The following is a 6,523-nucleotide window of genomic DNA, read 5'->3' as shown; positions in this document are numbered from 1 at the left end:
GGCGTCCATCGCCCCCTCGGCCTTGCCGGCGCCGACGATGGTGTGGAGCTCGTCGATGAAGGTGATGACCTCGCCGTCGGCGTCGGTGATCTCCTTGAGGACGGCCTTGAGCCGCTCCTCGAACTCGCCGCGGTACTTGGCCCCGGCGACCAGGCCACCCATGTCGAGCGAGATCACCCGGCGGTTCTTGAGCCCCTCGGGGACGTCGCCCTCGACGATGCGGCGGGCCAGGCCCTCGACGATGGCCGTCTTGCCGACGCCGGGTTCGCCGATCAGGACGGGGTTGTTCTTGGTGCGGCGGGCCAGGACCTGGATGGTGCGGCGGATCTCCTCGTCGCGGCCGATGACCGGGTCGACCTTGCCGTCGCGGGCCGCCTGGGTGAGGTCTCGGGCGTAGCGCTTCAGGGCGTCGTAGGCGTCCTCGGCCCCGGCGCTGTCGGCGGTCTTGCCCTTGCGGACCTGCAGGATGGCGGCGTCCAGCGCCTCGGGGTCGGCCCCGGCGGCCTTGAGCACGGTCGCGGCCACGCCGCCCTCGCGGGCGAGGGCCGAGAGGATCCGTTCGGTGGTGACGAACTGGTCGCCGGTCTTCTTCGCGGCGGCCTCGGCGGCGGCGAAGACCCGGGCGGTGTCGCCGTCGAGATACAGCTGGCCCGAGCCGCCGGAGACCTGGGCGCGCTTGCTGAGCGCCTTCTCCACGTCGGTCTCGGCGCGTTTGGCGTCGCCCCCGGCGGCGGTGATCAGGTTGCGGGCGAGGCCGTCACGCTCCTCCAGCAGGACCTTGAGCAGGTGCTCGGGCGCGAACTGCTGGTGGCGGCGGGCGAGCGCCAGCGACTGGGCCGACTGGACGGCCTGTTTGGCGCGGTCGGAATAGAGGTCGAGGTTCATGGTTCGGCTGTCCCCTGAAAGGCGGATCGTGGGGCCGCGTCCTCGTATAGAGCGACGCGACCCCGTTGCCGATCAGGTGGGTGTGGCCGAAACGCCACGCAAGACCTCAGCCTCCGGTTTGGCCCGTCGAGAAGTCGAACTGCTCCGGCTGGCGTCGCGGGCTGGAGCCGAAGGTGTAGGTCAGACCGATGAAGGCGGCGCGCAGGCCGATCTTTTGCTCGGACCGCTCGCGGAACAGGGGCGTGTCGTAGGTGGTGACGTTCTGGAAGGTGTCGAACACGTCCCGGACCGTCACGTTCAACGACAGCTTGTCGTTCAGCTTGCGGCGGTAGCCGAGGTTGACCATGCCGCCGGAGTCGCGCGTGCCCTGGGCCAGCAGCTGCTCGCCCTGCCAGAAGGCCGAGACCTGCAGGAAGTCCCTGGGCGTCGGGGTCCAGTTCAGATTGATCCGGCCGGACACCAGATCGGCCTCGCGATCGACGGCGCCCGGAATGCCCGAGGCGTCGATCTCCTGGCGGAAGAGGTTGACGCTGGCGTTGTAGCGCAGGGTCGGATGCAGGGCGCCGCTGGCGACCAGCTCCACACCGGCGTCTCGGCGCGCGCCGACGTTCTCGGGGCGAGTCAGAAAGACGCCGCCGCCGATGTCGCGGGCGACGTCGGTGAAGGCCTTCTGGGTGTCGCGGTAGTAGGCCGTCGCCTGATAGAAGGTCGGGCCGCTGCGCAGCTGCCACATGGCCTCGAAGCTGTCAGTCTCCTGCGGCTCCAGATCCGGATTGCCCGACCTCAGGTTCAGCGGATCCTGATAGGAGACGAACGGATTCAGCTGGAAGGGCTGGGGCCTCTGGATCCGGCGCGAATAGCTGGCGCGCAGCAGTTGGCTCTCCGTCAGCTGATACGACAGGTGGGTGGTCGGATAGGCGCGGAAATAGTCCTGGGACGCCTGCACGCCGGTGGTGATCTGGTCGAGGTCGATGTTCGCCTGTTCCAGCCGCAGGCCGAACTGGGCGGACAGCTTTTCGGTGAACGGCCGCTCGTAGGTGGCGTACAGGGCGTGGACGGTCTGCTCGGCCGCGAACCGGTTGGTGAAGGCGGGGTCGATGACCGCCGCGCCTTCCGACGGCCCCGACCGGTAGCGGTTGCTCTGCTCAGGCCGGCGGATTTCCAGCTCGTAGCCGGCGCGCAGCTTCGCCTCGCCCATGGGACGGACATAGGCGCTGGTCACCCCGATGACGGTGAAGTCGCTTTCGCCGAGCGTGTCCTGATATTGAGGGGCGCCGGCCGGCGTCGTGAAGACGGTGTCGGTGCGGGACTGGTTCTCGTTGGAGCCCCGATCGATCCGCAGCTCGTTCGACCATTCGTGGCCGGCGTCGTCGAAGCGATGCAGGACGCGCCCCGTGACGCCGTAGTTCAAACCCTCGAACTCCGCCTGGCTGTCACGTTCGAAAGCGCGGGTGACGACACCGGCGGCGTCGCGGGTCTCGAACAGGGTGCGGCCGCCGCTCTCGCCCTGGAACCGGGCGCCGCGCAGTTCGGCGGTGAGCTGGGTCCGGGACGTCAGATTGTACTCAGCCGACACCCGTCCGAAGGCGCCTTCGTTGGCGGTGTCGAAACCGTCCGACGTCGTGGTCGTCGTCGAGACGACGGCGCCGGAAACCGGATCAAGCTGCTCGCGCAACGTGTCGAACTCGATGTCGAAGGCGTCCCGGCGGGCGTTCAGATCGCCGGTCAGGGTCAGCTTGTCCTTTTGCCACGATCCGCTGAGGCCGCCGTTCCAGCGGCCGTCGGGACCGACGTTCAGCCGCACTGAACCCGTGGTCTGCGTGCCTTGCGGCGTCGCCGAGGCGCCGGCGGGAACCGGCTTGGTGATCAGGTTGATGACGCCGCCCGAGCCTTCGGGGCTGTAGGCCGCCGACGGATTGGTCATCACCTCGATGCGGGCGTAACGGTCGGCGGGCAACTGCAGGACCGCCGTGCCGCGGTTGGGACCGGACAGGACGGCCGAGGGCCGGCCGTCGACGAGGATGGTCACGTTGGCGTCGCCGCGCAGGCTGACGTTGCCGTCGGGGTCGACCTCGACCGAGGGAACGTTGCGCAGGGCTTCGGCCAGGGTGCCATTGGCGGCCTGGAGATCGTTGGCGAGGCTGTAGCTGGTCGAGTCGATCGAAGAGCGCACGTCGGACGCGCGGCCGCTGACGACCACGTCGCCGACGCGGGCGGGCTCGTCGGCCGGGGTCTGGGGGGCGGGTTGCGCGGGAGCCTGCGCGGGGGGCCGGGGCTGGGCCGGGGGGGTGGCGGTCTGGGCCAGGGCGACGCCGGCGGGCATGGACAGCGCGGTGCCGACCATTAACAAAAGTTTAACTGATTTCACGAGCCCACGACCATGTAAAAGCGGCGCACAAAGGCGATCCGGTTGTAGCGGTGCAAGTATCAGCGCTTTCTGCGACTTGACAGTTACTTCGGTGTCATCTTGCGACGGGTACATGGGCTGGGGCACGGGAACATCTCCTTGAGCGGGCGGGCGGCCCGCCGTTGGTTAGAGGAGACGCAGGCCAGCGCGTGAGCCGCATGAGCGACGAGTGAGCAATCGCTGAAAAGTCACCCGGGAACGGGCCGAGGCGCCTGCTTTGGCGCTGGCGGGCCCCACGCGGCCGGGCTAGTTTTTCCGCCTCGTCGGGAGCCCAATTCATGTCGATCCGCCTCACGCGCCGCGCCGCGCTGGTCACCTCCGCCGCCGGGGCCGCCGCCCTGCCTTCGCGTGGATGGGCGCAGGCCGCGAACGACGCCGCGTCTCTGGACGATCAGGTGGACGCCTTCGTCAGGCGCGCCATGGCGGCCTTCCCGGATCAGCCGGCGGTGTCGGTGGCGCTGGTCAAGGACGGGCAGGCCGTGCTGACGCGCGGCTATGGCGTCCGCGCCATCGGCGGGGCGCCGGTCGACGAGCACACCCTGTTCGCCATCGCCTCGAACACCAAGGCGGTGACCTGCACGGCGCTGGCCATCCTGATCGACGAGGGCAAGGTGAAGTGGGACGCGCCGGTGCGGGCGTACCTGCCCGGCTTCTCGCTGTCGAAGCCTGAGCTGAACGACGTGGTGACGGTGCGCGATCTGGTCAGCCACCGGATCGGCTTCGGACTGGGCGCGGGCGACCTGCTGTTCTGGCCCAACAGCGACCGGACGCGGGCCGAGATCATTGCGGCCATCCCGCACGTGCCGATCGAGGACAGCTTCCGCACCAGCTACCACTACTGCAACCTGATGTTCGTGGCCGCGGGCGAGGTGGTCGCCGCCGCCTCGGGCATGCCGTGGGAGGCGTTCGTCCAGACGCGCATCCTGAACCCGCTGGGCATGACCGAGACCCTGCCGGTGATGACCGCCGCCGACCCGACCAAGTCGGCCCTGCCGCACGGCCGCATCGGACCGCCGCTGCGCTATCAGGGCCCGATGCAGACCATCGGCCGCTCGATCCAGGAGGTCTGGGACTGGGCCGCGGCCGGGGCCGCGGGCGGCTTCGTGACCACGCCGGTCGACTGGGCCAAGTGGATCGCGGTGCAGCTGGCGCGCGGAAGATTGCCGGACGGGACGCGGCTGTATTCCGAGGCGCGCGCCAACGAGATGTGGCGGCCCAACATCCTGATCTCGAACTCGGCGGGGCCGACGGCGGAGCTGCCGGGGCGCGCCATCGCCTCGACCTACGCCACCGGCTGGCAGGTGCAGGACTATCGCGGCGAGCGGATGGTCACCCACGGCGGCGGCGCACCCGGCTTCGTCTCCGGCACCGTTCTGATCCCCGGCCGCAACGCCGGCTTCAGCTATTTCACCAACGCCGAGGAAGGCATGCTGACGCGCGCCCTGCGCAGCGGGATCACCGACATCGTCATGGGCAAGGCCGATTTCGACTGGGTCGCGGACAGTGTGCGGCTGAAGACGGAAGGCGACGCGAGATCGGTCGCCGCGGCGGCGGAGATCGACGCCAAACAGGCGGCTGGGGCGCCGCCCTCGCTGCCGCTGGACGCATACGCCGGAACGTGGCGCGATCCGTGGTACGGCGACATCATGATCGAGCAACGCGCCACGGGCCGCGGGCGGAACCGCCGTACGGCTCTGTGGCTGTCGTTCAGCAGGACGCCCGCATTGAAGGGACCGCTGGAGCCCTACGACGGCGAGACGATGCGGACCCGCTTCTCCGACCGGCGCGAGGAAGACCTGTTCATCACCTTCGCGCTGGAAGGCGGCGCTCCGAAGACGGCCACGATGAAGGCGGTCAGCCCGGACGCCGACTTCTCATACGACTATCACGATCTGCGGCTGACGCGGGTCTGACCGGGTCAGCCGGCGGGGGCGGGCGTCGTTTCGGGCTGATTGACGGCCGAGCCGGGGGCGGCGGCGTCTGGCGAACCCGGTGAGCCAGCGGGCGCAGCCCCGGCGGCGGCGGGCGCTGAACCGGCCGCCGCCTCGGATGCGGCGCCCATGTCAGGGGTCTGCGGCATCTCGGCCGCGACGCCTTCGTTGGCGGGTTCGGGTGCGGCGACGGGATCGTTGCAGGCGGCGAGCAGGGCGCTCAGGGCGAGGGCGGCGAGGCCGGTCTTCAGCAGGGTCGACATGAAGGTTCTCCGATCAGACCTGTCAAACCGCGCGACAGGCCTTGCCGTTCCCTATTGAGCGGCAGGTCGCCGACCGGCCTCGAGGATCGGCATGCCGGCCTCGGTCGGGATGTAGATGACCTCCCGGCCCTGCTTGCCGGCGGTCTCCTCCAGCATGTGGATGTAGGACCAGCGCAGGTAGTTCTCCGGGCCGCCGAGGCTCTGCGCCATGATCCGGTTCGCCTCGTTGGTGCCGCGGGCGCGGGCGACCTCGGCCTGGGCGGTCAACTGGGCCGAGTCGAGCGCGGCCTGGGCCTCGAGCACGCGGATGCGGCGGTCCTGAACGGCCTGTTCATAGGCCGCCTTGCCCTGCATCTGCTTGGAATAGACGTTGTAGGTCGGCATGCCGACAAGGATCAGGACGGCGACGACGAGCAATGCGATGGCCGAACCGATGGTGACGCCGAGACCGCGCATGTCTTCCCCCTGAGCCGCAGGCGCACAGCCTCGCCGGACCGGCGACGGCGGTCAAGCGTCAGCGGATGAGCTCGAGGATCTCCAGCTTGGAATCGACCCGCGGCCACGGGATCACCAGCCGCCAGCGGTCGGAGCCGATGCGCTCGAACACGCCCACCTGATCGCGGATCGGCTGCTCGCCGTATCGCGGGAAGCTCGTCTCATCAATGCCCCAGGCCTGGGCGCCGATGAAGACGAGGCGGCCGTCGGTGTCGGGGTACAGAAGGCCGCGCGAACGCTGCGAGCCGGTGGTCTTGGTCAGGACCAGGTCGCCGCCCGGGGACAGCTCGACGGTGCAGCGGAAGAAGGGATAGGCGAGGTAGCCGAGCCCGCCGGGTCCATTCGAGCCGAGCTTGATCGCCCGGCAGCGGTAGCTTCCCGGCGGCGGCTGCAGGCGGCCGGTCTGACCCGCGTTGGGATCGACCAGCGGCCCCAGCGCCTCGACCTCGGCGGCGAAGCCCTTGTCCTCGGCCTCGGCCCGGGCGAGCCGCCACGCCTGTTCGAGCCGGCCCAGCCGGCCGGCGTCCTCCGCCGACGCGACG

The 6,523-nt window shown here is 69.9% G+C and carries 6 protein-coding genes; 1 reads left to right on the top strand and 5 read right to left on the bottom strand.

Annotated elements, in window-relative coordinates:
• Both VGB60_RS13310 and VGB60_RS13305 read right to left on the bottom strand, forming a co-directional pair.
• Positions 1–885: Clp protease N-terminal domain-containing protein (locus tag VGB60_RS13310; protein ID WP_331038729.1), on the bottom strand; the 885-nt coding region annotated here is incomplete at its 3' end.
• Between the two features lie 106 nt (positions 886–991).
• Positions 992–3,229 carry a TonB-dependent receptor domain-containing protein gene (locus VGB60_RS13305; RefSeq protein WP_331038728.1) on the bottom strand — a complete coding sequence of 746 codons (2,238 nt, stop codon included), beginning with the start codon at positions 3,227–3,229 and terminating at the stop codon, positions 992–994.
• A 341-nt stretch (positions 3,230–3,570) separates the two neighbouring features.
• Between VGB60_RS13305 and VGB60_RS13300 the strand changes: the two genes are divergently transcribed.
• Complete coding sequence (locus VGB60_RS13300; RefSeq protein WP_331038727.1) at positions 3,571–5,205, top strand: serine hydrolase; 1,635 nt, start codon at positions 3,571–3,573, stop codon at positions 5,203–5,205.
• Between the two features lie 5 nt (positions 5,206–5,210).
• On the opposite strand, the gene VGB60_RS13295 is transcribed toward VGB60_RS13300, so the two are convergent.
• The 3 genes from VGB60_RS13295 to VGB60_RS13285 form a co-directional block, all read right to left on the bottom strand.
• Entirely contained in the window at positions 5,211–5,486 is a 276-nt protein-coding gene (locus VGB60_RS13295) for a hypothetical protein (RefSeq protein WP_331038726.1), read from the bottom strand.
• Between the two features lie 51 nt (positions 5,487–5,537).
• Positions 5,538–5,942 (bottom strand): hypothetical protein, encoded by a 405-nt coding sequence (locus VGB60_RS13290; protein WP_331038725.1) that lies wholly within the window; start codon positions 5,940–5,942, stop codon positions 5,538–5,540.
• Between the two features lie 58 nt (positions 5,943–6,000).
• A partial coding sequence (locus VGB60_RS13285; RefSeq protein WP_331038724.1) for a DUF4893 domain-containing protein occupies positions 6,001–6,523 on the bottom strand: 523 nt, incomplete at its 5' end.

The sequence above is a fragment of the Brevundimonas sp. genome (assembly GCF_036399195.1).
Classification (GTDB): domain Bacteria; phylum Pseudomonadota; class Alphaproteobacteria; order Caulobacterales; family Caulobacteraceae; genus Brevundimonas.
The sequence above is the reverse complement of the archived record's forward strand: the minus strand, read 5'-3'. Positions and strand labels throughout refer to the sequence as shown.